General features: G+C 71.7%; 21 protein-coding genes and 1 pseudogene. 15 read left to right on the top strand and 7 right to left on the bottom strand.

Going from position 1 to position 23,174, the window contains the following annotated elements:
• Positions 1–16: 16 nt before the first annotated feature.
• Genes ACIQCJ_RS00720 through ACIQCJ_RS00710 form a run of 3 tightly spaced genes read right to left on the bottom strand, consistent with a single transcriptional unit; the run spans position 17 to position 2,950 of the window.
• The gene (locus ACIQCJ_RS00720) at positions 17–934 is read right to left on the bottom strand and encodes an ATP-binding cassette domain-containing protein (RefSeq protein ID WP_391042114.1); all 918 of its coding nucleotides are present in this window, start codon (positions 932–934) and stop codon (positions 17–19) included.
• Positions 931–1,854, bottom strand: coding sequence for an ABC-2 transporter permease (locus ACIQCJ_RS00715; RefSeq protein WP_355336761.1), 924 nt, complete (start codon positions 1,852–1,854; stop codon positions 931–933). The genes ACIQCJ_RS00720 and ACIQCJ_RS00715 overlap by 4 nt, the downstream gene beginning before the upstream one ends.
• A gap of 4 nt (positions 1,855–1,858) precedes the next feature.
• Positions 1,859–2,950, bottom strand: coding sequence for an ABC transporter ATP-binding protein (locus ACIQCJ_RS00710; RefSeq protein ID WP_402710832.1), 1,092 nt, complete (start codon positions 2,948–2,950; stop codon positions 1,859–1,861).
• A 226-nt stretch (positions 2,951–3,176) separates the two neighbouring features.
• Between ACIQCJ_RS00710 and ACIQCJ_RS00705 the strand changes: the two genes are divergently transcribed.
• From ACIQCJ_RS00705 to ACIQCJ_RS00690, 4 genes are all read left to right on the top strand, one after another.
• Positions 3,177–4,157, top strand: coding sequence for a M24 family metallopeptidase (locus tag ACIQCJ_RS00705; RefSeq protein ID WP_402710276.1), 981 nt, complete (start codon positions 3,177–3,179; stop codon positions 4,155–4,157).
• On the top strand, positions 4,154–6,073 hold the full coding sequence (locus ACIQCJ_RS00700; protein WP_402710275.1) for an SDR family oxidoreductase: 1,920 nt from the start codon (positions 4,154–4,156) through the stop codon (positions 6,071–6,073). The genes ACIQCJ_RS00705 and ACIQCJ_RS00700 overlap by 4 nt, the downstream gene beginning before the upstream one ends.
• 132 nt (positions 6,074–6,205) lie before the next feature.
• Complete coding sequence (locus ACIQCJ_RS00695; protein ID WP_391042111.1) at positions 6,206–7,099, top strand: metal-dependent hydrolase; 894 nt, start codon at positions 6,206–6,208, stop codon at positions 7,097–7,099.
• A gap of 28 nt (positions 7,100–7,127) precedes the next feature.
• Positions 7,128–8,078 (top strand): MerR family transcriptional regulator, encoded by a 951-nt coding sequence (locus tag ACIQCJ_RS00690; protein ID WP_391158902.1) that lies wholly within the window; start codon positions 7,128–7,130, stop codon positions 8,076–8,078.
• A gap of 32 nt (positions 8,079–8,110) precedes the next feature.
• On the opposite strand, the gene ACIQCJ_RS00685 is transcribed toward ACIQCJ_RS00690, so the two are convergent.
• Positions 8,111–9,007 carry an LLM class flavin-dependent oxidoreductase gene (locus tag ACIQCJ_RS00685; RefSeq protein WP_355336608.1) on the bottom strand — a complete coding sequence of 299 codons (897 nt, stop codon included), beginning with the start codon at positions 9,005–9,007 and terminating at the stop codon, positions 8,111–8,113.
• A 488-nt stretch (positions 9,008–9,495) separates the two neighbouring features.
• Here ACIQCJ_RS00685 and ACIQCJ_RS00680 point away from each other — a divergent pair, with 488 nt between their 5' ends.
• The 3 genes from ACIQCJ_RS00680 (at position 9,496) to ACIQCJ_RS00670 (ending at position 11,271) form a co-directional block, all read left to right on the top strand.
• Positions 9,496–10,560 (top strand): hypothetical protein, encoded by a 1,065-nt coding sequence (locus ACIQCJ_RS00680; RefSeq protein WP_402710274.1) that lies wholly within the window; start codon positions 9,496–9,498, stop codon positions 10,558–10,560.
• Between the two features lie 64 nt (positions 10,561–10,624).
• On the top strand, positions 10,625–10,873 hold the full coding sequence (locus ACIQCJ_RS00675) for a hypothetical protein (protein ID WP_355336610.1): 249 nt from the start codon (positions 10,625–10,627) through the stop codon (positions 10,871–10,873).
• The gene (locus tag ACIQCJ_RS00670) at positions 10,870–11,271 is read left to right on the top strand and encodes a PIN domain-containing protein (protein ID WP_355336611.1); all 402 of its coding nucleotides are present in this window, start codon (positions 10,870–10,872) and stop codon (positions 11,269–11,271) included. Before ACIQCJ_RS00675 ends, ACIQCJ_RS00670 begins: the two co-directional genes overlap by 4 nt.
• Positions 11,272–11,293: 22 nt before the next feature.
• On the opposite strand, the pseudogene ACIQCJ_RS00665 reads toward ACIQCJ_RS00670, so the two are convergent.
• Positions 11,294–11,467 (bottom strand): annotated as a pseudogene (locus ACIQCJ_RS00665) (LLM class flavin-dependent oxidoreductase); the annotation flags it as partial.
• Between the two features lie 350 nt (positions 11,468–11,817).
• Between ACIQCJ_RS00665 and ACIQCJ_RS00660 the strand changes: the two are divergent.
• The 6 genes from ACIQCJ_RS00660 to ACIQCJ_RS00635 all read left to right on the top strand — a co-directional run bounded on the left by ACIQCJ_RS00660 (position 11,818) and on the right by ACIQCJ_RS00635 (position 18,408).
• A complete protein-coding gene (locus ACIQCJ_RS00660; RefSeq protein WP_402710273.1) occupies positions 11,818–12,711 on the top strand; it encodes an ABC transporter permease in 894 nt (297 codons plus the stop codon).
• Positions 12,712–12,868: 157 nt separating this feature from the next.
• The gene (locus ACIQCJ_RS00655; RefSeq protein ID WP_402710272.1) at positions 12,869–13,948 is read left to right on the top strand and encodes an ABC transporter substrate-binding protein; all 1,080 of its coding nucleotides are present in this window, start codon (positions 12,869–12,871) and stop codon (positions 13,946–13,948) included.
• A gap of 181 nt (positions 13,949–14,129) precedes the next feature.
• On the top strand, positions 14,130–14,885 hold the full coding sequence (locus tag ACIQCJ_RS00650) for an ATP-binding cassette domain-containing protein (RefSeq protein WP_391043497.1): 756 nt from the start codon (positions 14,130–14,132) through the stop codon (positions 14,883–14,885).
• A gap of 257 nt (positions 14,886–15,142) precedes the next feature.
• Positions 15,143–16,027, top strand: coding sequence for a TauD/TfdA dioxygenase family protein (locus ACIQCJ_RS00645; RefSeq protein ID WP_402710831.1), 885 nt, complete (start codon positions 15,143–15,145; stop codon positions 16,025–16,027).
• 225 nt (positions 16,028–16,252) lie between these two features.
• The gene (locus ACIQCJ_RS00640; RefSeq protein WP_402710271.1) at positions 16,253–17,749 is read left to right on the top strand and encodes an MFS transporter; all 1,497 of its coding nucleotides are present in this window, start codon (positions 16,253–16,255) and stop codon (positions 17,747–17,749) included.
• A complete protein-coding gene (locus ACIQCJ_RS00635) occupies positions 17,746–18,408 on the top strand; it encodes a TetR/AcrR family transcriptional regulator (protein WP_402710270.1) in 663 nt (220 codons plus the stop codon). Before ACIQCJ_RS00640 ends, ACIQCJ_RS00635 begins: the two co-directional genes overlap by 4 nt.
• Here ACIQCJ_RS00635 and ACIQCJ_RS00630 read toward each other — a convergent pair.
• Positions 18,405–19,316, bottom strand: a complete 912-nt coding sequence (locus ACIQCJ_RS00630) for an amidohydrolase family protein (protein ID WP_402710269.1) — start codon at positions 19,314–19,316, stop codon at positions 18,405–18,407. The two genes, ACIQCJ_RS00635 and ACIQCJ_RS00630, sit on opposite strands and share 4 nt — an antisense overlap.
• A 190-nt stretch (positions 19,317–19,506) precedes the next feature.
• On the opposite strand from ACIQCJ_RS00630, the gene ACIQCJ_RS00625 reads away from it, so the two are divergent.
• Positions 19,507–19,935, top strand: coding sequence for a DUF6344 domain-containing protein (locus tag ACIQCJ_RS00625; protein WP_402710268.1), 429 nt, complete (start codon positions 19,507–19,509; stop codon positions 19,933–19,935).
• A 400-nt stretch (positions 19,936–20,335) separates the two neighbouring features.
• Positions 20,336–21,247 carry a Cof-type HAD-IIB family hydrolase gene (locus ACIQCJ_RS00620; protein ID WP_391042094.1) on the top strand — a complete coding sequence of 304 codons (912 nt, stop codon included), beginning with the start codon at positions 20,336–20,338 and terminating at the stop codon, positions 21,245–21,247.
• A 37-nt stretch (positions 21,248–21,284) separates the two neighbouring features.
• Here the strand turns inward: ACIQCJ_RS00620 and ACIQCJ_RS00615 are convergent, their stop codons facing one another.
• Positions 21,285–23,144, bottom strand: coding sequence for a GAF domain-containing protein (locus tag ACIQCJ_RS00615; protein ID WP_402710267.1), 1,860 nt, complete (start codon positions 23,142–23,144; stop codon positions 21,285–21,287).
• Positions 23,145–23,174: the final 30 nt, after the last annotated feature.

The following is a 23,174-nucleotide window of genomic DNA, read 5'->3' as shown; positions in this document are numbered from 1 at the left end:
CATCTGTGTCGGCTCCTTATGCCGTGACCAGGTAGGAGAAGACGCTCTCCAGGGACTCGTCGGACGGCGAGACGGTGAAGAGCCGGATGCCGTGGTCGCGGGCGATCCGGGGCAGGAATTCGGTGAATCCGGCGAAGTCGATGGCCTGGACGCGCAGCGCCTTCTCCGACCAGTCCAGCTCGATCGCGGCGGTGGACGCGTGCGCGATCAGCACGGACGCGAGCAGCCGGTCGTCGCTCGACCGTACGAGATAGCGGTGCGGGCGGTCGGTCATCAGGCGGCGGATCTTGCGGAAGTCGCCGGAGGCCGCGTGGCGCCCCGCCACCACGACCTCGATGTGGTGGGCGAGCTGCTCGACCTCCTCCAGGATGTGCGAGGAGAACAGGACGGTCCTGCCCTCGGCGCCCATCCGCCGCAGCAGCTCCATCAGGTGCAGCCGCTGCCGGGGGTCCATGCCGTTGAACGGCTCGTCGAGCAGCAGCACCGACGGGTCGTGGACCAGCGCGGACGCCATCTTGGCGCGCTGCCGCATGCCCTTGCTGTACGTGTCGATCTGCCGGTCCTGGGCGTACTCCATCTCGACCGTGGCCAGCGCCCGCCGGGCGGCGGCGTCCGGGTCGGGCAGGCCGTGCAGCTCCGCGTTGGCGACCACGAACTCGCGGGCGGTGAGGAAGTCGTACATCGCCTCGCGCTCGGGCACGATGCCGATCTCGCGGTACGACTGCTCATTGCGCCAGATGGGCGTCCCGTCGAGGGTGACGGTGCCGGTGGAGGGGGCCAGGAAGCCCGCCATCATGTTGATGAGGGTGGATTTTCCGGCGCCGTTGGGGCCGAGCAGGCCGGTGACGCCGGGGCCGATCGTCATGGTGATGTCGTTGACCGCCACCACGTTGCCGAACCAGCGCGAGACGTTGTCGATGCTGATCGTCGTCACGAGAGACCGACCTTCTGGTAGCGGCGCATCAGGAGGCCGAAGCTGCCGGTGATGATGGTGAGGACGGCCAGCAGGTAGACGATGCCGGCCAGCGCGTCCGGCGGTCCCGAGGCGTGCGGGAAGGCCGAGCTCGCGCCGAGGAACCAGGTCTGGAAGCCGTCGATCAGCGTGATCGGCGAGAAGAGGCCGAGCCAGCCGATCACCTCGTAGTTCTCCTGCACGGAGGCGACGCCCTGGACGCTGGAGACCGCGCCGTAGGTGATGACGAACACCGCGATGATCGCGGCGACGCCGAAGCCGCGGCGCGGGGTGATCGCGGCGATGACGAGCGCGATGCCCGCGAAGAGCAGCGACAGCAGGAGTACGGACACCAGACCCTTCGCGAACCCGGCGGTCTGGGTGCCGAAGCTGAGCTTCGCCAGCAGCGCGCCGATGTAGAGGATGAGCAGGGGCAGCGCGGTCAGCAGGAACAGCGCCGTGGCGAGCGCCGCGTATTTGGCGGCCACGTAGTCGACGCGCTCGATAGGCCGCGAGAAGTACAGCGGCGTGGTCTTGAACCGCAGGTCGCGGGAGACCGACTGCGGGGCCTGCGAGGCGACGAAGAGGGTGATGACCGCCTGGAGGATCACCGCGTAACGGGTGTAGTCGACCGGCAGCTTCGTCATGTTGGTGAAGATCGCGACCGCCACCATGATCAGCGCGGGCGCGCACATCGCGGCGAGCAGGATCATCGGCAGCACCTTGGACTTCGCGCTGCGGCCGAGGCCGTACGCGCCGCGCAGGCTCTGGCTGAAGAGGGAGCGCCGGGCGTAGGCGCGGCCGAGGCGCGGGCCGGTGTACTTGCGGTAACCGATGTTGTGGATGACGTCGGGGGCGGTGCCGGTGCCCGGGGGGCCGGGGTTCGGCGTGCCGGGCGTCACCGTGTCAGGCTGCGTCACGGCCTTCTCCTTCCTTGGTCAGGGTCGCGGTGTCCGGGGTGTTCGGGGTGCTCTTGCCGGGCGGGGTGCTCGTGTCGTGCGAAGTGCTCGTGTCGTGCGAAGTGCTCTTGTCGGGCCGGGTGCCGGGGTCGTGCGGGGGGTCGGGGTCCGGGCGGTCGGGGTCGTCCGGGTCGTCGTACGTCAGGTCCTCGTCGTCCGTGAACAGCTCGGCGATGCGGTGGCGGCGCTGCTCCATGCGCACCAGGCCGACCCCGAGAGCGGCGACGGCGTCGCGGACGGTGTCGTACGTCGCGTCGTCCGCTATGTCGACGTGCAGCAGGTGACCCTTGGTCTGGGCGGTGAGCCCGGCGCCGGTCAGCGCGGCCAGCAGCTCCTTCTCACGGTCGGTGACCTCGACCGCGAGCGACGCCGTGGCCTGCGTGAAGTCGCTGGTGGAGGAGGCGCGCAGCAGTGTGCCGCCGTCGATGACGACGATGTGGTCGCTGGTGCGCTCCAGCTCGCCGAGCAGGTGCGAGGTGACCAGCACCGAGATGCCGAAGTCGGTGTGCACGCGGCGGATCAGGCCCAGCATCTCGTCGCGGCCCGCCGGGTCGAGGCCGTTGGTCGGCTCGTCGAGCAGGACGAGCTGCGGGTCGTGGACCAGCGCCTGCGCGAGCTTGACGCGCTGCTTCATACCCGTCGAGTAGCCGCCCATCGGGCGGTACCGCTCCTCGTAGAGGCCGACGTGGCGCAGCGTGTCGGCGGTCCGCTCACGCGCGGCGGTCGGCGGCAGCCCCGACATCCGGGCCATGTGGACGACGAATTCGGTCGCCGAGACGTCGGGCGGCAGGCAGTCGTGCTCGGGCATGTAGCCGACGAGGCCGCGGATCTCGGCGCCGTTGGTGGCCACGTCGAGTCCGAGCACGGCGGCACGACCCTCGGTCGCCGGGGACAGTCCCAGCAGGATCTTGATCAGGGTCGATTTCCCGGCGCCGTTGGCACCCACCAGCCCGGTCACACCGGGGGTGATGTCGACGGTCAGCCGGTCAAGAGCGGTCACCCTCGGGTACCGCTTGCTCAGGCTTTCGGTAGCGATCACAGTCACGTGTCCGACCGTAGTGGCGGGCGAGACAGTCCCGCGTCCGTCCCGAGGATCGGATCCGCCGCGATCGGGGTACTCCTGCGGGCTGACCACCCGTAGGGGTCGGGGGGTTTCGGGGAGTTATCCACAGGGGGTCGCGGGGCTCTTGACCTTGCCACGAGCCGATGTCACATTGATTGCTGTCAGCTTTCGAATGTCGGCGCGGGGTCTGGGGTGAGCGGCCATGGGCGAGGGGTGGGACGGCGGGCGCGACGGGTGTGACGCGCGCGGTCGACGCGACGGGGTCGGTGGACACGACGGGTTCCGTGAGGTCGACGGGCTCGACGGGTTCCGTGAGGTGCAGCGGCTGGCGTACGCGTGCGCGGAGGCGGTCGCGGCGGAGCTGCGGCCGGGGATGACCGAGCGGGACGCGGCGCACGCGATGCGGGTGTGGGCGCGGGAGCGCGGGGTCCGCGACTGGTTCCATCTGCCCTTCGCATGGTTCGGCGACCGTACGGCCTTCACCGGCTTCAAGGTGCCGCTCCAGTTCTTCCCGACCGGGCGGCGGCTCGAACCCGGCATGCCGTTCATCCTCGACCTGGCCCCTGTATACGCGGGCTGCACCGCCGACGTCGGCTACTCCGGTTCGCTCGGCCCCAATCCGGTGCAGGAACGGCTGATGGCGGATCTGCGCGAGCACCGCGAGCTGATCCTGCGCGGGGTGCGCGAGCGGCGCCCGCTGCGCACCGTCTACCAGGACGTCGACCGGCTGATGGTCAGGCAGGGGTACGCCAACCGGCATCGCGCGTATCCCTTCGGCGTGATCGCCCACAAGGTCGACCGGGTGCGCGAGCGCCGCTGGTCGCCGCGGATCGCCGGATTCGGCACGCGGAGCCTGAAAGGGCTGGCCTCCGACGCGCTGCACGGACACCGCGAGGGCTGGTCACCGCTGTGGAGTCCGCACCGCATGTCCGACCACCCCCCATACCCCGGTCTGTGGGCGGTGGAGCCACATGTCGGATTCCGCGGCACCGGCGCGAAGTTCGAGGAGATCCTCGTGGTCACGGAGACCGGCGCCTACTGGCTGGACGACGACCTGCCGCACGTCAGGCGCTGGCGGGAGACGGACGCGGACACGAGGACGGAATCGATGTCGAGGTCACGGATGGGGACGGGCACGGAATCGGGTTCGGGGACGGGGACTGGGACGGGGGTGGCGGCATGACGCGGGACCAGTGGGAAGAGCGGGACGACCGGGACGAGGGCGCGGGTCCGGGCGAGGGCGGCGGCGAGAGCCCGGGCGAAGCGGTACGGGACGGGGAGGTGCGGAACGGGGCGGCCGACGCGGCGGCGCGGGAGCGGTTCGTGACCGGGGGCGGCGGCGTACGGCTGTGCGTCGCCGAGTACGGGGACGCGGCGCTGCCGACGGTGGTGCTGGTGCACGGCTACCCGGACAGCAAAGAGGTGTGGTCGCAGGTGGCCGGGCTGCTCGCCGACCGCTTCCACGTGGTGCTCTACGACGTGCGCGGGCACGGCAGGTCGAGCGCCCCGGCGCGGCTCAAGGGCGGCTTCACGCTGGAGAGGCTCACCGAGGACTTCCTGGCGGTGGCGGACGCGGTCAGCCCGGACCGCCCGGTGCACCTGGTCGGGCACGACTGGGGTTCGGTGCAGGGCTGGGAATTCGTCACGGTCGGCGGGACCGAGGGCCGGATCTCCTCCTTCACCTCGATCTCGGGCCCGTCGCTCGACCACTTCGGCCACTGGATCAAGCGCCGGGTGCGCCGCCCCACCCCGCGCCGGGTCGCCCAAGTGGTCGGCCAGGGGGCCAAGTCCTGGTACGTGTACGCGCTGCACACCCCGGTGCTGCCGGAGCTGGCCTGGCGCGGAGCGCTCGGCAAGCAGTGGCCCAAGCTGCTCTCCCGCGCCGAGAAGCTGCCGTCCGACGGCTACCCGACCGCCTCGCTCCCCGAGGACGCGGCGCACGGCGCCTGGCTGTACCGGGACAACGTCCGCCGCAGGCTGGGCAGTCCGCGCACCGACGCGTACGCCCATGTCCCCGTGCAGCTCATCACGCCGACCGGCGACGCCTTCCTGTCGCAGCGGCTCTACGACGACCTGGAGCAGTGGGTGCCCCGGCTGACCCGGCGCACCGTGGCCGCCAAGCACTGGGTACCGCGCTCCCGGCCCGAGCAACTGTCGCGCTGGATCGGCGAGTTCGTCACAGCGCACGAGTACGGCGGCCCCGCCGTCCCGGCCGCGACCTCGACCGTCGCCGGGGCGGGCGGGACGGTGCTCGGGAAGGCGGAGACCGGCGCCAAGGAGCGGTTCGGCGGCCAACTGGTGCTGGTCACCGGCGCGGCCAGCGGCATCGGCCGGGCCACCGCCTTCGCCTTCGCGGAGGCGGGTGCCCGGATCGTCGCGGTGGACCGGGACGCGGAAGGCGCCGCGAGGACCGCCGAGTTGGCCCGGCTGATCGGTGCGCCCGACGCGTGGCCCGAGACCGTCGACGTGTCGGACGCCGAGGCGATGGAGGAACTGGCCGAGCGCACGGCCGGCCTCCACGGCGTCCCCGACGTGGTGGTGAACAACGCGGGGATCGGTCTGGCGGGGGCCTTCCTCGACACCACCCCCGAGGACTGGAAGCAGGTGCTCGACGTCAATCTGTGGGGCGTCATCCACGGCTGCCGCCTGTTCGGCCGGCAGATGGTGGAGCGCGGCCAGGGCGGTCACATCGTCAACACCGCGTCGGCCGCCGCCTTCCAGCCGTCCCGCTCCCTGCCCGCGTACAGCACGTCGAAGGCGGCGGTGCTGATGCTCAGCGAGTGCCTGCGGGCGGAGTTGGCGCCGCACGGCATCGGGGTGAGCGCGATCTGCCCGGGGCTGGTCAACACGCCCATCACCCGCAGCGCGCGGTTCGCGGGGGTCGGCGAGGAGGAGCAGGAGCGGCGCAGGGCGCGGTCCGCCCGGCTCTACGGGCTGCGCAACTACCCGCCGGAGAAGGTCGCCCGCGCGATCGTCCGGGCGGTGGAGCGCGACTCCGCGGTCGTCCCGGTCACGCCGGAGGCCCGCGGGGCGCGGCTGCTGTCCCGGCTCTCCCCCAAGACGCTGCGGGCGCTGGCCCGCGTGGACCCGCCGCTGTAGCCCCGCCGCCGGCTCACCACCGGCACCGGGCCGGCAGCACTGATCCCCACACCGATCCCCACACCGGCCTCGACACCGACACCGATCCCCACGCCGACACCGCCGATCTTCTCCGAAGGAGGACGCACCGCCATGAGTTACGCGATCAAGCCGCGCCGGGTCACGTTCGACTGGAAGCAGACCCCTCTGCACTGGATTCCGGGCGAGCCGACCGCGACGCACGTCATCAATGTGCTGCATCTGCTGCTGCCCGCGGGGGAGCGGTGGTTCGTGAAGGTGTTCAAGGAGGCGCTCCCCTACGTCAGCGACGAGCAACTGCTCAAGGACGTCAAGGGGTTCATGGGCCAGGAGGCCACCCACAGCGTGCAGCACGCGTATGTACTGGAGCACCTGGCCGAGCAGAATCTCGACACCAGCGGCTACACCAAGCACGTGGAGTGGATGTTCGACGTGCTGCTCGGCGAGAAGCCGCCGTGGGGCGCGCCGGTCACCCGGCGCGAGTGGCTGCGGTTCCGGCTGTCGCTGATCGCGGCGATCGAGCACTTCACCGCCGTCCTCGGCGACTGGATCCTGGACGCCGACGCGCTGGACGAGGTGGACACCGACGAGGTGATGCTGGACCTGCTGCGCTGGCACGGCGCGGAGGAGGTCGAGCACCGGGCGGTCGCGTTCGACATGTACCAGCACGTCGGCGGGGGCGGCGCGGGGCGGTATCTGCGGCGCGCGGAGGGCATGGCGTTCGCGTGGCCGACGCTGTTCTATCTGTGGGTGGTCGGGGCCCGCTACCTGATGCGGCACGACCCGGGGCTGGTCAAGGGCAAGTACCTGTTCAGGAACCACCGCGCCGCCGCCCGCCGCGGCCTGCTGCCGTCCTGGGCCGCGCTCAACGGGGCGATGCCCAGGTACCTGCGCCGGTCGTACCATCCGTCACAGGAGGGGTCGCTGAGCAAGGCCGTCGAGTATCTGGCCATGTCCCCCGCGGCCAGGGCCAGCGAAAGACCGGCGGGCCGCACCGCGGCCTCCTGACCACCGAGGAGTACGGAGGAGTGTGGGCGTGACCACCGCCGCCGAGCAGCGCGCGTACCGGATCGAGGACCTGTCCCATCTGAGCGGGACGACGGTCCGTACGATCCGCGCCTACACCGACCGCGGGCTGCTCCCGAAGCCGGAGCGCCGCGGCCGGGCCAATGTGTACGACGACACGCATCTGGCCCGGCTACGGCAGATCGCCGATCTCCTGGAGCGCGGCTACACGCTGGCCAGCATCAAGGAGCTGCTGGCGGCGTGGGACGCGGGCACCGGCCTCGGCGGAGTGCTCGGCCTGGTCGGGGAGGTGGACCGGCCGTGGTCGGACGAGACGCCCGCGCGCATCAGCCTGGCCGAGCTGATCGAGGCGTTCGGCGGGACGGCGGATCTGACGGCCGTCGAGGAGGGCCTGCAACTGGGCATCCTGGAGCCGGTGCCGGGCAGCGACGAGGAATTCCTCGTACCGAGCCCCCAGGAGCTGGCGGTCGCCGCGGAGCTGCACGCCGCCGGTGTGCCGCTGCCCGCGATCACCGGCCATCTGCGGGAGCTGCGGGTCCAGGTCGAGCACATCTCGGAGCGGTTCCTGGAGTTCACCACGGAGTACGTCTTCGAGCGGTTCCTGCGCCACCCGCCGACCGACGAGGAGGCCGAGGAGGCGGCGGCCCTGGTCCGGCGGCTGCGCCCGCTGGCCCAGCAGACCGTGGACGCGGAGCTGGCACGCGCCATGCGGATGCTCGCCACCGAGCACGTACGCCGTCACCTCGGCGACGCCGTGCTCCCCGCGCCGCCGCCGCGCCCGGCCGCCGAGCCGCCCTCGCACGTCCCGGTGCCCCTCCCGGCGGCCACGGTCGCCGCGGTCCGGGAGCTGGTCGGGCCCGATCACGTACCGGAGTTCGTGACGGCCGCCGCCGACCGGGAGATCGCGGCCCGCCGCATGGACGCCCTGACCGACCGGCGCCCCGACGACCCGGCGCGCTGACGACCTTGCACACTGACCACCCGGCGCGCGGATCAGGCCAGTTGGGCGGGGGCCTCCAGGGCGATCCGCTCGAAGGCGGCGGGGTCGGTGTCGAAGTCGCTGTCGGGGATGGGCCAGTGGATGACCATCTCGTCGATTCCAGCCTCCGCGTGGCGGCCGGCGAAGTCCACGAAGGCGTCCACCGACTCCAGCGGGCGCCCCTGGTCAGGGGTGAAGCCGGTCAGCATCACCTTCGGCACCTTCAGCACGTCCCGCCCGGCCTGCGCGCACGCCGCGCCCAGCCGTTCCACCTGCCCGCGTACCGCCGCCAGCGACTCCTCCGGCGTCCCCGTCTCGTACAGCGCCGGGTCCCCCGTCGTCACCCACGCCTGCCCGTACCGCGCGGCCAGCCGCATCCCCCGCGGTCCCGTCGCCGCCACCGCGAACGGAATCCTCGGCCGCTGCACGCACCCCGGAATCGTCCGCGCCTCGTGCGCCGAGTAGAACTCCCCCTCGTACGACACCTGGCCGTTCGTCAACAGCCGGTCCAGCAGCCGTACGAACTCCCCGAACCGGTCCGCCCGCTCCCGCGGCGACCACGGCTCCTGCCCCAGCGCCGTCGCGTCGAACCCGCTCCCCCCGGCGCCGATCCCCAGCGTCACCCGCCCCTCGCTCACGTCGTCGAGCGTCATCAAGTCCTTGGCGAGCGTGACCGGGTGCCGGAAATTCGGCGACGTCACCAGGGTGCCCAGGCGCATCCGGCCGGTGACCGCGGCGGCGGCGGTCAGGGTCGGCACCGCGCCGTACCACGGCTTGTCCCGGAAGCTCCGCCAGGACAGATGGTCATACGTATAGGCGGTCCCGAACCCCAGGTCCTCGGCCCGCCGCCACACCTCCCGCCCCTCGGCGGCCCAACGGTAGATCGGCAGAATCACAACACTCAGACGCATATGAGCGACCCTATGTCGAACTGTGTCCGCGAGCTGGCAGGGTTGACGGCATGGAACCCCCCGCTGGAGCCGCCGACTCGAAAATCCAGATCGCGGACAGTTTCGACGTTCCGTTGTTCGTACGGCACAGTTCACCGCTGGCCCCGGCTCCTCGCCCCAATCCCGTTCAAGTCAGCCATGTACACAGTGCCTGGCCCACCCCTGGAGGGATTGCACCCGACGGCGCCTATCTCGTCCGTACGACCTGGAGGGATCTCCTGGACGCCGCCACGACAGTGGGCAGGGACATCGCCCCGTGGCTGACCGCCGTGCCACACCTGGCGCGTCACGAGATCACCTCTCGAAGGCATCCTCTAGCGGCCTACTTGATCCGCCAGCGGACCATCGGTTCTCCGGGTCAGGGCTCCGGGCAGGAGATCGTACCCAGCGTTGTCTATACGCACGGAACCGAAGACTCAACGCGTTCGGCGTTCGGTTACCACATCGGCATGACGATGGCCGAATGGGCCTGCCGCGGTCTCATGGGTCTGGGGCCGACGACTCACGCGGAGAGTGCTGTGCCACCGGGGGCCACCGAGGAGTGGAAGAAACGGAAGAGTCTCCCGGATCTCTTTGGAGCGCATCCGGTGACGTCGGAACTCTGGCTGGTGGAGGCGAAGGGCGGCCGTCGCCTCCCGGTGAGCGCACGAAAGAAGGGCGCGCGGCAGTTGGCCGTTGAGGCGGTACTGCCGAGTCCGTACCGCAAGATCCTGTGCGGAACCAGCCTTGAGCGCCGGCTCTTCATGATGATCGACATTGAAAAAGATCTCCGGGCCGATGCCGCAGCCGCAGCCGCCGTGCCATCGAGCAGCGTGGACGAGGCCGATGAGGAGGCCTTGCGGAGGGATGACGACGTGTTGCTCGACCTGGCCAGGTCCAGACTGCTCACTTACCTCGCACTCAGCTCTCTACCCCGCGCCGCGCTGCGGCTGGCTCCGGTCGGAGCGGGAAGCGGTCGACGAAGTACGGCGGCAGCTGGGCTCGTACGACTGCTGGAGCGCGACAGCGGGACCGCGGAGCTTCGGCGGCAACTCGGACCCGACGCCATGACCGAAGCGGGCATTCGCAGGCACGAAGGCGTGGACATGTTGATCGCGAGGCTTCCCGGCTCGGATCTCATGCTCGGTCTGTCGCGACGACTGTACGGTGCCTGCCGCGCAATCGCTGAGGAAGAACGGGCCTTGGTCCGCCGCACCCAGGAGAAATTTCCCGAACTCCGCACGATCGAGGGCCTCCGGCCGGGGCGCAGTGAGATCGCTCTGAGCGACAGTCTCTACGAGCGACGAGTACGCGATCGCTCCGAATACCTGACCATGGCACGCAACCGGGAGCGGAGCAGGCTCGGTCAAGCGGCGCGCCGTGGCTTCGCCGATGGGGAGGAAACGTCGTGGCTGCAACTGACGGACGTGTCACCCCGACTCGTACTCCCGGACGCAAATGGCTACCTCGAGGCCGCCACGCCGGACACCTATCTGGCGGTGGAGCGCGAATCCATTGACGAGCAGACGGCCTGACCGCGTCGGCGGACGGACGCTGTCGCAGAGCCCCACCATGCGCATACCATAGTATGCTCGGACCATGGCTGATACGACGCGCATCACCGTGACTCTGCCCACTGAACAGGTGACAGAGCTGAAGAAGCTCACTGACAACGTCTCCGGTTACGTCGCCGAGGCAGTGGCCCGACAGATCCGGCATCAGCTGCTCGGCGCGGATCTGCGCAACCACGAAGAAGAGCACGGGGCCTTCAGTGAAGAAGAAGTGATGGAGGCCCGCGAACGGATTTTCGGCGCGGCGGAGTCCGCGGGTGGCGCGAGCGCCGCGTGAACCAGCACATCGAGACTGTCGTTCTGGACAGTGAAGGGCTGTCCGCATGGATCGCCCAGGACCGGAAGATCCTGACCCTGTTCAAGGTGTTCCACGAGATGGGCGCGGATCTGGTCATCAGTGCGAACACCATCGTGGAGGTCAGTCACTCGCGCGTGAACATGCCCCGCCTGCAGTGGGCCCTGTCCAGGGTCAAGGTGGAGCCGGTCACCGAGCAGACAGCCAAGGCGGCGGCGAAGCTGCTCAAGGCCGCCGGGCTTCACGGGCACAAATACGCGATCGACGCGACCGTCGCGGAAACGGCCCTACGGCAGACCGGCCCGGTCGCCATTCTCACCTCCGACGTCGACGACATGACCCGGCTCTGCGGTGAGCACGTCAGGCTCATCAGCCTCTGACCGTCGTTTCCGCAGGTCAGCTCGTGATGTATGAACGCGGCTTGGCCGACGTCACCAGGGTGCCCGGGCGCATCCGGCTGGTGACCGCGGCGGCGGCGGTCAGGGTCGGCACCGCGCCGTACCACGGCTTGTCCCGGAAGCTCCGCCAGGACAGATGGTCATACGTATAGGCGGTCCCGAACCCGAGGCCGGGCGCGTCAGGGGGGCGGGGGCGGAGGGGTTTGTACCAGAGGGTGGACGGACTCTTGGTGCGGGGACGGGTCTGCTGTACAAATATGACCCATGAATCACGATCTTTTGGTGCGACGCCTGGTCATCGACCTGTGCCGACGCCCGGTTTCGTGTTGTCGCTGATCACGCGTCTCTGACGCCGCCCGCCGTTCGGTCCTCGACCCGGCGCGGCCCCTTTCCCGAACTTCGTTGAGCCCACCCCGTCGTGGGGCGTTCGGCTCTGCCCTTTTCCCCTTCTGCTCTCGCTCGGGGACAGTCGCCGCTGTCGCTTGACGTCGACCGCGCCTGCCCTGGCACCCCCATGGAGGCAGTCCGTTGTCCGCCACCTCACGCCTGCCAGAAGCCGGTCCCGCCGCGATATCCGACGATCCGGCCGATCCGGCCGAGCCGCCGGGGCGCGGCCGTCCTCGCGCGAAGGGCGTCTGGGCGCGCGTACGCCGTCTCGCGCTGCCGCTCGGCTCGCTCCTGCTCTTCCTCGTGCTGTGGCAACTGCTGGCGGCGAGCGGGAAGTGGAGCGAGACGCTGGTGCCGCCCCCGGCCAAGGTGTGGGACGCGTTCATCGACGTGTCCACGACGCACGACGGGGTGCGGGGCTACAACGGCACCACTCTCATCGACCACTTGGCCATCAGCCTGCGCCGCATCGCGATCGGCGGCGGTATCGGCATCGCCCTCGGAGTGCTGTTCGGCCTGCTCATGGGCACGGTCGGCTGGGTGCGCTCGCTGTTCGAACCCTGGATCACCTTCCTGCGGACGCTGCCGCCGCTGGCGTACTTCTCCCTGCTGATCATCTGGCTGGGCATCAACGAGGAACCGAAGATCACCCTGCTGGCCATCGCCGCCTTCCCGCCCGTGGCGGTGTCGACCACCGCGGCCGTCGCCGCCGCGCCGCGCGGCCTTGTCGAAGCGGCCCACGCGCTCGGCGGGTCGCGGTGGGACGTCATGCGGGACGTCATCGCCCCGTCGGCGCTGCCGGAGATCCTCACCGGCGTCCGGCTGGCGGTCGGGGTCACGTACTCCTCCCTCGTCGCCGCCGAGCTGGTCAACGGGCTGCCCGGCATCGGCGGCATGGTCAAGGACGCCGCCAACTACAACAACACGCCGGTGGTGCTCGTCGGCATCTTCACCATCGGCGTCTCGGGGCTCGTCATCGACGGTCTGCTGCTGTGGCTGGAGCGCAGCGTCGTGCCGTGGCGCGGCCGTTCCTAGTTCCCGGCCGACCCCCCGCCCCCCGTCCGTGGCCCGGTCCCTCGCGGCCCGCAGCGAGCAGCCCGCGGCTCCGGGCCCCCGTAACCCGTAACCCGCAACCGGTACCCCGTACGCCCTTCGCCCCGCCCGTCCCCTCCTCGCACAGAAACGGCTCCCCATGTCTGCCTGGAAGCACCGAGTTCCCGTCGGCACCGCCGCCCAAGGACCCTCGCGCCGCCTGCTGCTCGGCGGTGCGCTGGCCGCCGCGGCCTCCGTCGCCCTCACCGCCTGCGGCTCGGACGGCGGCAGCTCGTCCGGCGGTTCCAAGCGGCTGCGCATCGGCTACTTCGCCTTCCCCAGCGGCGACTTGCTCGTGAAGAACCACAAGCTGCTGGAGAAGGCGCTGCCGGACTACAAGATCACCTGGATCAAGTTCGACTCGGGCGCCAGCGTCAACCAGGCGTTCCTGGGCAAGTCCCTCGACATCGGCGCCCTCGGCTCCAGCCCCTTCGCGCGCGGGATCTCCGGCTCCTCGCCGATCCCGTACAAGGCCGCGTTCATCCTCGATGTCGCGGGCGAGAACGAGGCGTTGGTGGCCCGCAAGAGCACCGGCATATCCGATGTGGCCGGTCTCAAGGGGAAGACGGTCGCGACGCCGTTCGCCTCCACCTCGCACTACAGCCTGCTGGCGGCGCTGGACGCGGCGGGCCTCAAGGCGTCGGACGTCAAGCTCGTCGACCTCCAGCCGCAGGCGATCCTCGCCGCGTGGCAGCGGGGGGACATCGACGCCGCGTATGTGTGGCTGCCGACCCTGGACGAACTGCGCAAGACCGGAACGCAGTTGATCAGCAGCAAGGAGATCAGCGCGGGCGGCAAGCCGACGCTGGACCTGGCCGTGGTCTCGGACGCGCTGATCGCCAAGGACCCGCACGCGATCGACGTGTGGCGCAAGGCGCAGGCGCAGGCGCTCGGGCTGCTCAAGTCCGACCCCGAGGGCACGGTCAAGGCCGTCTCCGCCGAGCTGAACATCAGCGCGGACGACGCCAGGAAGCAGCTCGCGCAGGGCGTGTTCCTCACCCCCGACGAGGTCGCCTCCGCCGCGTGGCTGGGTACGGAGGGGCAGCCGGGCAAGCTCGCGACGTATCTCACCGGCACCGCCCGGTTCCTGGCCGGCCAGAAGCAGATCGACGCCGCGCCGTCCGAGGACGTCGTCGGCAAGGCGCTGTATCTGAAGGGGCTGCCCGATGTCCTCAAGTGAGACCGCGAGCGGGACCGTTGGCCGGACGGCCGACAAGACCACCGGGCCCGAGGCTGCCGCGGCTGCCGACGCCACTCGTGCCGACACCACCCGCTCCGACGCCAACCGTGCCGACACCACCCGCTCCGACGCCCCCCGTTCCGACACCGACCGTGCCGACGCCACACCCGCCGCCGGGGTCATCGCGCTCGACCGCGTCACCCACCGGTACGGCAAGGGCGAGGAGGCGGTGACGGCCGTGGGACCGGTCGATCTGACCGTGCCCGCGGGCGAGTTCCTGGTGCTCGTCGGCGCGTCCGGCTGCGGCAAGAGCACGCTGCTGCGGCTGATCGCCGGATTCGAGCGGCCCGCCCACGGCTCGGTACGGGTGTCGGGCGTCGAGCCGCTGCCCGGCAAGGCGGCCGGCGTGGTGTTCCAGCAGCCCCGGCTCTTCCCGTGGCGCACGGTGAAGGGCAACATCGACCTGGCTCTGCGCTACGCCGGGGTCGACCGGGACCAGTGGCCCCGGCGCCGTGCGGAACTGCTCGCGCGCGTCGGCCTGGAGGGCACCGAGAAGCGGCGGATCTGGGAGATCTCCGGCGGCCAGCAGCAGCGCGTCGCCATCGCCCGCGCCCTGGCCGCCGACCACCCGCTGTTCCTGCTGGACGAGCCGTTCGCGGCGCTCGACGCGCTGACCCGCGAACGGCTCCAGGAGGACGTACGCCTGGTGACCGCGCAGACCGGGCGGACCACCGTCTTCGTCACGCACTCGGCGGACGAGGCGGTCTTCCTCGGCACCCGCATCGTGGTGCTGACCAAGGGGCCGGGCACCGTGGCCCTCGACCTGCCGATCCCGCTGCCGCGCGGCGACATCGACGCCGACGCGCTGCGCGACAGCGAGGAATTCGCCGAGCTGCGCGCCCGGGTCGCGCACACAGTGAAGGCCGCGGCGGCCTGATCCCTGGTCCCCGGTCCTCACGACCTCTCCATCCACGACACCCGCGCTCCGTATCGACGACATCCGCGACATCCGCGATACCCGCGACACCCGCGACACCCACACCATCCGCGACAGAGGAGGAACCACAGGTGAGCATCACCAGCGAGCAGCCCGCCGTAACCGACGCCGACCGTCCGACGACGTCGTCAAGGCCGTCCCCGTCGTCAAGGCCGTCCCCGTCGCCGAGGGCGACCCCGTCCTCAACGGCGTCCCGTCTGCCGATCACCCCGCTCGGCCCGCGCTTCGGCGCGGAGATCCACGGCATCGACCTCGGCCGGCTGGACGACGACCAGGTCACCGCGATCAGGGCGGCCCTCGTGGAGCACAAGGTGCTCTTCGTCCGGGGCCAGGACATCGACGACGCGGCGCAGATCGAGTTCGGCCGCCGCCTGGGCGAGGTCACCACCGGGCACCCGATCCACGACTCCGGCGACGTGGCCCCCGAGGTGTACGCCGTCGACAGCCAGGACAACGGCTTCGCGGACGTCTGGCACACGGACGTGACGTTCGTACGGCGCCCGCCGGCGATCTCCGTGCTGCGCGCGGTGCTGCTGCCGCCCAACGGCGGCGACACGACATGGGCCGACAGCCAGCTCGCCTACGAGTCGCTGTCGCCGGGGCTGCGGGCGTGGGCCGACTCGCTGACGGCGGTGCACGACGGCACCCGCGAGTTCGGGTACTACCTGGCCCAGCGCAGGAAGGGCCGCGGGAACGTGTGGGAGGGAGAGGAGTACACCGAGCTGAAGCCGGTGGAGCACCCCGTGGTGCGGGTGCACCCCGAGAGCGGGCGCAAGGGGCTCTTCGTCAACCCGGGCTTCACCTCGCACGTTCTCGGGGTGTCGGACCACGAGAGCCGGGGGCTGCTCGACATCCTCTACGCCCACCTCACCAAGCCCGAGCACCTCGTACGCCACCGGTGGAGCGCCGGTGACGTGGCCCTGTGGGACAACCGCAGCACCGCGCACTACGCCAACCGCGACTACGGCGACCAGCACCGCGTCATGCACCGCATCACGTTGAGCGGGGACACGCCGGTCGGCCCCGTAGCAGGAGCAGGAACCGGAGCCGGAGCAGGAACCGGAGCAGGAGCCGTGGGCTGACGGGCGGCACCGGGAAGTCCGCTCCGGCCCGCGCCGCCCGCGCCTCACCCGCCCCGCTCCCCCGCCCCCGGGCCTCGGACCCCGGGGGCGGGGCTGATCGCGCCGATCACCTTTGCTTATCATCAGGTGTAGACATCACATGTAGACATCGGCTGTAGGCATCGGTCCGCCCCTGTCGGGCGCACGCATCACACGGTGCCTCAGGACCCGGGCGCGAGGAGCACGATGGAGTCGGCACGGTCGCGGGCACTGGTGCCCTGTCTGGCGTTCATATGCCTGGTCACCGCCGTGATCGGCAGCCTCGGGGCACCGCTCATCCCGTCCATCGCCTCGATGGACCACGTGTCCGTGACCGACGCGCAGTGGTCGCTGACGATCACCCAACTGGTGGCGGCGGTGGCCACGCCCGTGATGGGGCGGCTCGGTGACGGGCCGCACCGCAGGACCGTCGTCGTCGGCACCCTCGCGCTGGTCGTCGTCGGCTGCGTGCTGGCGGCGCTACCCCTGGGCTTCGCCGCGCTGCTCGTCGGCCGCGCCCTCCAGGGCATCGGTCTCGGGCTCACGCCGCTGACCATCGCCGTGGCCAGGGACGTACTGCCCGCCGCCCGCGCCGTTCCGGTGATCGCCCTGCTGTCGATCACCGCCGTGACGGGGGTGGGCCTGGGCTATCCGCTCACCGGTCTGATCGCGCAGGGCGGCGGCGTCCGCGCGGCGTACTGGTTCGGCGTGGCCGTCAGCGTGCTCGGCCTGGCCGCCGCCGCGTGGGTCGTCCCGGCCGCGCGGCATCGCGCCCGTGTCCGGCTGGACGGGGTCGGCGCGGTGCTGCTGGCCGTGGCCACCGCGTCGCTGCTGGTCGCGATCAGCGAGGGCGAGAGCTGGGGCTGGGCCTCGGCGCGCGTGGACGGCATGATCGCCGCGTCCGTCCTGCTCTTCGCGGGCTGGGTGTGGTGGGAGCTGCGTACGGATCATCCGCTGGTCACACTGCGGCTGGTACGTGACCGGGCGGTGCTGACCGCGAGCGTCGCGGCGGTGCTCGCGGGCGTCGGCATGTACCTGCTGCTGTCCACCGTCACCAGGCTGGTGCAGACGCCCGCCACCACGGGGTACGGGCTGGGCCGGACGGTGGTCGTGGCCGGTCTCGCCCTGACGCCGTTCTCCCTGGGCAGCTTCCTGGCCAACCGGCTCACCCCGGTGCTGGTCCGCCGGATCTCGCCCCAGCGGGTCCTGCCGATGAGCTGCCTGGTGCTGCTCGCCGCGATGGCCCTGTTCACCGCATGGCGCGGGAACATGGCGCAGATCATGGCGGTCATGTTCGTCGCGGGCCTCGGCGTCGGGGTCATCTTCGCGGTCGTGCCGGGCTTCCTCGTCCGCGCGGTGCCCGCGCACGAGACGGGCAGCGCCATGAGCTTCAACCAGGTGCTGCGCTACATCGGTTACGCGGTCGGCAGCGCGCTGAGCGCGGCCGTGCTCGAAGCGCACACCGCGGAAGGCGCGGCGTTCCCCACGTCCGGTGGGTACAGTGCGGTGGGGCTGCTGAGCTGCGGCGTCTGGCTCGCCGCCGCCGTGGTGGCGGTGGCCGTGCCGTGGCGCCGACGCGGTTCGTCGGCACGGCCTGCGGCGTCGGCACGGCCCGCGGCGGCGGCCCAGGCGCGCCCCCGGGTGCGGGCGCGGCCCGGCGAACACGACGACCTCCACGAACTGGACGGAACGGCCGCGGAATGAGTGGAACGACACCGGCCGACGAACGGCCCGCCGGGGCGGCCCAGCACCGGCGCGACGCGGCGGGCAGCCGCGAACGTCTGCTGAAGGCCGCGGGCGAGCTGTTCGCCGAGCACGGGTACGACCGCACCACCGCGCGGGCCATCGGCAGCCGCGCCGGGGTCGATCCGGCGATGATCGCCCGCTACTTCGGCGGCAAGGCCCAGCTCTACATCGCCACGCTGCGCACCAACGACGGCCCGGACGACATCGTCGACCTCCTCGACCCCGACCGTCTGGCGACCATCCTCGACCGCACCCGGCGCCACGGCCCCAACCCCGTCTACCAGGTCGCCGTCCGCCCCCACGAGGACCCGGCCGGTCAGCAGGCCACCCGCGCGGAGCTGCACCGCCGTGTCGTGGACCCCCTCCACCGGCGCCTGCTCGCCGAGGGCACCCCCGACCCCGCCCTGCGCGCCGAACTCATCGCCGCCGCCTTCATCGGCGTCGTCCTGGCCCGCGGCTCCGGCGCCTTCACCCGCCTCCCCGCCCTCCCCGACGCCGAGCTCCGCACCCTCCTCCTCCAGATGCTGACCCCCCAAGACCCGAGCCCGGACCCCGACTCCGACCCGGAACCCGGCCCGGACCCCAACGCCGACCCGGACCCCGACTCCGCCCGCTAGGGGAGGGCCGGTAGGGCGAAGAGGCGGGCGGCGTTGTCGTGGCAGACGGCGCGGAGCCAGGCGGGGCCGAGGCCGGTGGATTCCAGGGCGTGGAGGGCGTGGGCGTAGGGATAGGGGATGTTGGGGAAGTCCGTGCCGAGCAGGACGCGGTCGGCGAGGGCGGACAGGCGGGGCAGGGCCGCGGGCGGGAAGGGGGCGGCGGACTCGCTGAAGTCGGTGAAGGCCATGGTGGTGTCGAGCAGGACCCGCTCGTGCCGCTCGGCGAGGCCGAGGAAGTCCTCGTACTCCGGCATTCCCAGGTGGGCGACGACGAGCCGCAGCCGCGGGTGCCTGGCGAGCAGGGCGGCGACGGGGGCGGGGCCGGTGAAGGGGCCGGGGACCGGGCCGGAGCCGCAGTGGGTGACGACGGGAACGCCGGTGTCGGCGAGCAGGCCCCAGACGTCGTCGAGCAGCGGGTCGTTGGGGTCGTAGCCGCCGACCTGGAGGTGGCACTTGAAGACGCGCGCGCCCTGGGCGAGGGCGCGGCGTACGTCGTCGGGGGCGCCGGGCTCGGCGAAGAACGTCGCGGTGTGCAGGCAGTCCGGGGTGCGGGCGGCGAATTCGGCGGCCCAGTCGTTCAGCCAGCGCGCCATGCCGGGCTTGTGCGGATAGAGCATCGAGGTGAAGGCCCGTACGCCGAAGCCGCGCAGGGTCTCGACACGCCGCCGCTCCTCCTCGCGGTACGCGATCGGCCAGGCGCGGCCGACGAGCGGACCGGCCGCGTCGAAGTACGCCCACACCTTGGCCATGACGCGCTCGGGCATGAAGTGGGTGTGCACGTCGATGAGGGCGTCGAGGCCCAGGGCCTGGCGGAACGCGGCGACCTCGGCCTGTTCGCCGCGCCGGGGCGGCTCCTCGGGAGGGGACACGCCGCCACCTTATCCAGCGCCTCAGGACCGGCCGGGGCCCCGTCGGTGCGGGGCGGCACAGGACCCCATTGGTCCGAATGAGTGGCGTTTATGTGTATATCCGCGAATCCGGGGTGCGGCTCCCACGATTCCGTGCCGTCTTCCTCATGATCGGAGAAGTCAGATTTCCGCACCAAGGAATCGAGAGGTCATGAACGTCTTCAAGAACGTCACCGCCTTCTGGAGCGCCTTCGTCGGCGTGCTCCTCAAGCTCGTCGCCGGGCTCGGCTTCGCTACTCCGGCCCGCACCGCCCGCGTCCACACCGCCGCCGACCAGGCCGCCGCCGTCCCGGCCGCCACCGTCCCGGCCGCGGCCGTCGCCGCGGCGAACGGTACGCGCGCCAAGCCGACCCCCACCAGGACACCGTCCTGCGCCGCACTGCTGCCGGCCCCGCGCCCCAGCAGCCGCTCGCTGCCGCCCACGATGAAGCAGCGCATCAGGGCCGAGGCGCACGGCTCCTCCCCCTCCGCCCGCAGCATCGCCCCGGACACCGGCGAGGCCCTGCCGTACCCCGCCAGTCCGGCCCTCGCGGACCACGCCCTGACCAGCACCGCGGACGAAGCGGTGCTCGTCCGCTGAGCCGGACCGCGTACGACGATCCCGTACGTGGTCCCCGCACGGAGATCCCGCACGGAGATCCCGCAGGAACTTCCCGGGACGCAGTCCCCGCACGAACTCCCCTTCCGTACAAGCTTCTTGTACGACCAGCACCGCACCAACCCCACAGATTTCTGCGCCCCACAAGCGCAGCGCTCACCCTCGTCGCACCAGCAGCCGCACCAGCAGCCGCACCGGCGGCCGCACCAGCCAGTCGTACCGTCAGCCGTATCCGCTGCCAGTCCGTCAGCCCGTACCCCTGCCGTGATCGCGTGACCCGCGCCCCTGTGACGCCCCCGGGAGCGATGGGATCAAGCCGGAATCGCGGCCGAAACGGGCTCGGCTGAGCGGGTATCCGCACCTTTGTGCGGGCGGGGCAAGGATGCGCAAGGATGGGCCCGTGACCTCAGCCAATGAGCCCAGCGGGCAGCATCGATCAGCGGACGTGTCGTCCGCCGCCTCCTACACCGCCCCTCCGCCGCGGCTGATCGCCACCGACCTGGACGGCACGCTGCTGCGCGACGACAAGACGGTGTCCCCGCGTACGGTCGCGGCGCTCGCCGACGCCGAGGCCGCGGGCATCGAGGTCTTCTTCGTCACCGGGCGCCCCGCACGCTGGATGGACACCGTCGCGGCCCACCTCGCGGGGCACGGCATGGCCATCCTGGCCAACGGCGCCTCCGTCTGGGACCTGCACAAAGGCGAGTTGATCGAGGCGTTCCCGCTGCCGGAGGACGACGCCCTCGCCGTCGCGCACGCGCTGCGCGCCGCCGTGCCCGGCACGACCTTCGCTGTCGAACGCGCCGACACCTTCTACCGCGAGCCGGACTACCCCCGCGTCATCGAGCCGGACTTCGGCCCCACGGCCCCGATCGAGGAACTGCTCGCCGTGCGCGACCCGCGCCAGCCGCTGCTGAAGCTGCTCGCCAAGCACCCGTCCATCGACCCGGACGAATTCCTCGCCATCGGGCTGAGCGTGGCGGGACAGCACGGCGAGATCACCCGGTCCAGCGACAGCGCGCTGCTGGAGATCAGCGGCGAGGGCGTCAGCAAGGCCACGACGCTGGCGCGATGTTGCGCCGAGCGCGGGGTGTCCGCCGCCGAGGTCGTCGCCTTCGGCGACATGCCCAACGACCTCGCGATGCTCGGGTGGGCCGGTACGTCGTACGCCGTCGCGAACGCCCATCCCCGCGTCCTGGCCACGACCACGCACCGTACCGAGTCCAACAACGACGACGGGGTCGCCCGCGTCATCGAGCGGATCATCGCCGCCCGGCACGCGGACAGGCCCTAGCCCGTACGGGGACGGCCAGTCGCACCGCACCGCCCGGTCAGTCCGTACGCAGCGGCGCCTCCCACCGCACCGTCGTGCCCGCGCCCTCGGGGCCCGGCCCGAACTGGCTCGATCCGCCCAGCGATTGGGCGCGGCGGGAGAGATTGCGCAGGCCGCTGCGGCGGCCGGCCGGGGGGATGCCGACGCCGTCGTCGGTGGCGGTCAGGCGGACCGCGTCGCCGCCGCCGGGAAGGGTGGCGGTGGCGTCGAGGGTGATGTCGATGCGCGAGGCACGGGCGTGCCGGAAGGCGTTGGAGAGGACTTCGCGCAGCGCCGCGACGAGGTTCTTGGCGGTGGGCTCGCCCACCAGCGCGTCGACCGGTCCGATGAAACGTACGGACGGCTGGAAGCCGAGCGGGACGGCGGCGGTGCCGACCTCGCGCAGGACGCGGGCGCGCAGTCCTGAGGGGGCGTCGTCGGGCGCCTGCTGGAGGGCGTAGACGGCGGTGCGCACCTCCTGGATGGTGGCGTCGAGTTCGTCGACGGCGTGGCCGATGCCCTCGCGCACCTCGGGCGTACGGGCCCTGCGCCCCGCGCCCTCCAGCATCATGCCGGTGGCGAAGAGCCGCTGGATGACGAGGTCGTGCAGGTCGCGGGCGATACGGTCGCGGTCCTTGTAGACGGCGAGGCGTTCGCGGTCGCGCTGCACGTCGGCCAGGACGAGGGCGAGCGCGGCCTGGGCGGCGAACTGGGTGGCCAGTACGCGTTCGGCCTCGGTGAACGGACGGCCGCCGGGCTCGCGCGGCAGCGCGAGGATGCCGATGACACGGTCGTTGCTCCGCAACGGGAGCATCATGGTCGGCCCGAAGCGTTCCGCCAGCCGCGTGGTGGTGCGCGGGTCGGAGGCGGCGTCCGCCACGAAGACGGCCTCGCCGTTGAGGAGTTGGGCCGCGATCGGATTCTGCGGCGGGATGACGGTGCCGACCATGCCGGCCGGCTCGGCGGCGGAGGCCGCGACGACCTCGAGGCCGCCGTCCCCGGCCCCGTTCTCATCGAGGCTCGGCAGCATGACCAGCGCGGCGGCGGACTCGGCGAGCTTGCGGGCCCACACCGCGACGACGTCGAGCGCGTCGCTGGTGCCGTCCCCGGTGAGCAGGGCCGTGGTGACGGCGGCGGCGCCGCTGATCCAGTGCTCGCGCTGCCGGGTGGCCTCGTACTGCCGGGCGTTGCCGATCGCGATCCCGGCCTCCATGGCGAGGATGCGCAGCATGGCGGTGTCCTCGTCGGTGAACTGCCGACCGCCGCGCTTCTCGGTGAGGTAGAGATTGCCGAAGATCTCGGTGTGGACGCGGATCGGGACGCCCAGGAAGCTGCTCATCGGCGGGTGGCCCGGCGGCAGGCCCACCGCGCGGGCGTCGTCCGACAGGTGGGCCAGCCGCAGCGGCACCGGGTGCCGGATCAGCTCGCCGAGCAGCCCGGTGTGGCCGTCGGGCAGCGCGCCCATCCGCTCGGCGTCGGCCTCATTGATCCCGTACGTGATGAAGTCCGCGAGTCCCGAGCCGTCCGCGTCGAGGACGCCGAGCGCGGCGTAACGCGCCCCGGCCAGCTCGGCCGCCGTCTCCACGATGCGGCGCAGCGTGGTGTGCAGCTCGATGCCGGTGCCGACCGAGACGACCGCTTCCAGCAGTTCCGGCAGCCGGACGGTGATCTGGGAGGCGATGCCCTGGAAGCTGAGGGTGGTCGGCTCGGGGGTCTCCCCGTCGCCCGGAGCGTCTCCGGAGGAGGTCGGTCCCGCGGGGGGTGCCGCGTCGTAGGCCGGGGCGTATGCCGGGGCGTCCTCGTCGTTCGGGGCCGCCCCGGCCGTCTCCTGGCGCGCTTCCTCGGGCGTCCCGCCGGGCGTCTCGCTGTCTGAGGCCATGAGCCGAGGTTATTTGGTGGCGTATGTCCG

This window comes from Streptomyces sp. NPDC093221, from assembly GCF_044753885.1.
Lineage (GTDB): Bacteria > Actinomycetota > Actinomycetes > Streptomycetales > Streptomycetaceae > Actinacidiphila.
Note: the sequence above shows the minus strand (reverse complement) of the source record. Positions and strands in the feature narration are given on the sequence as shown.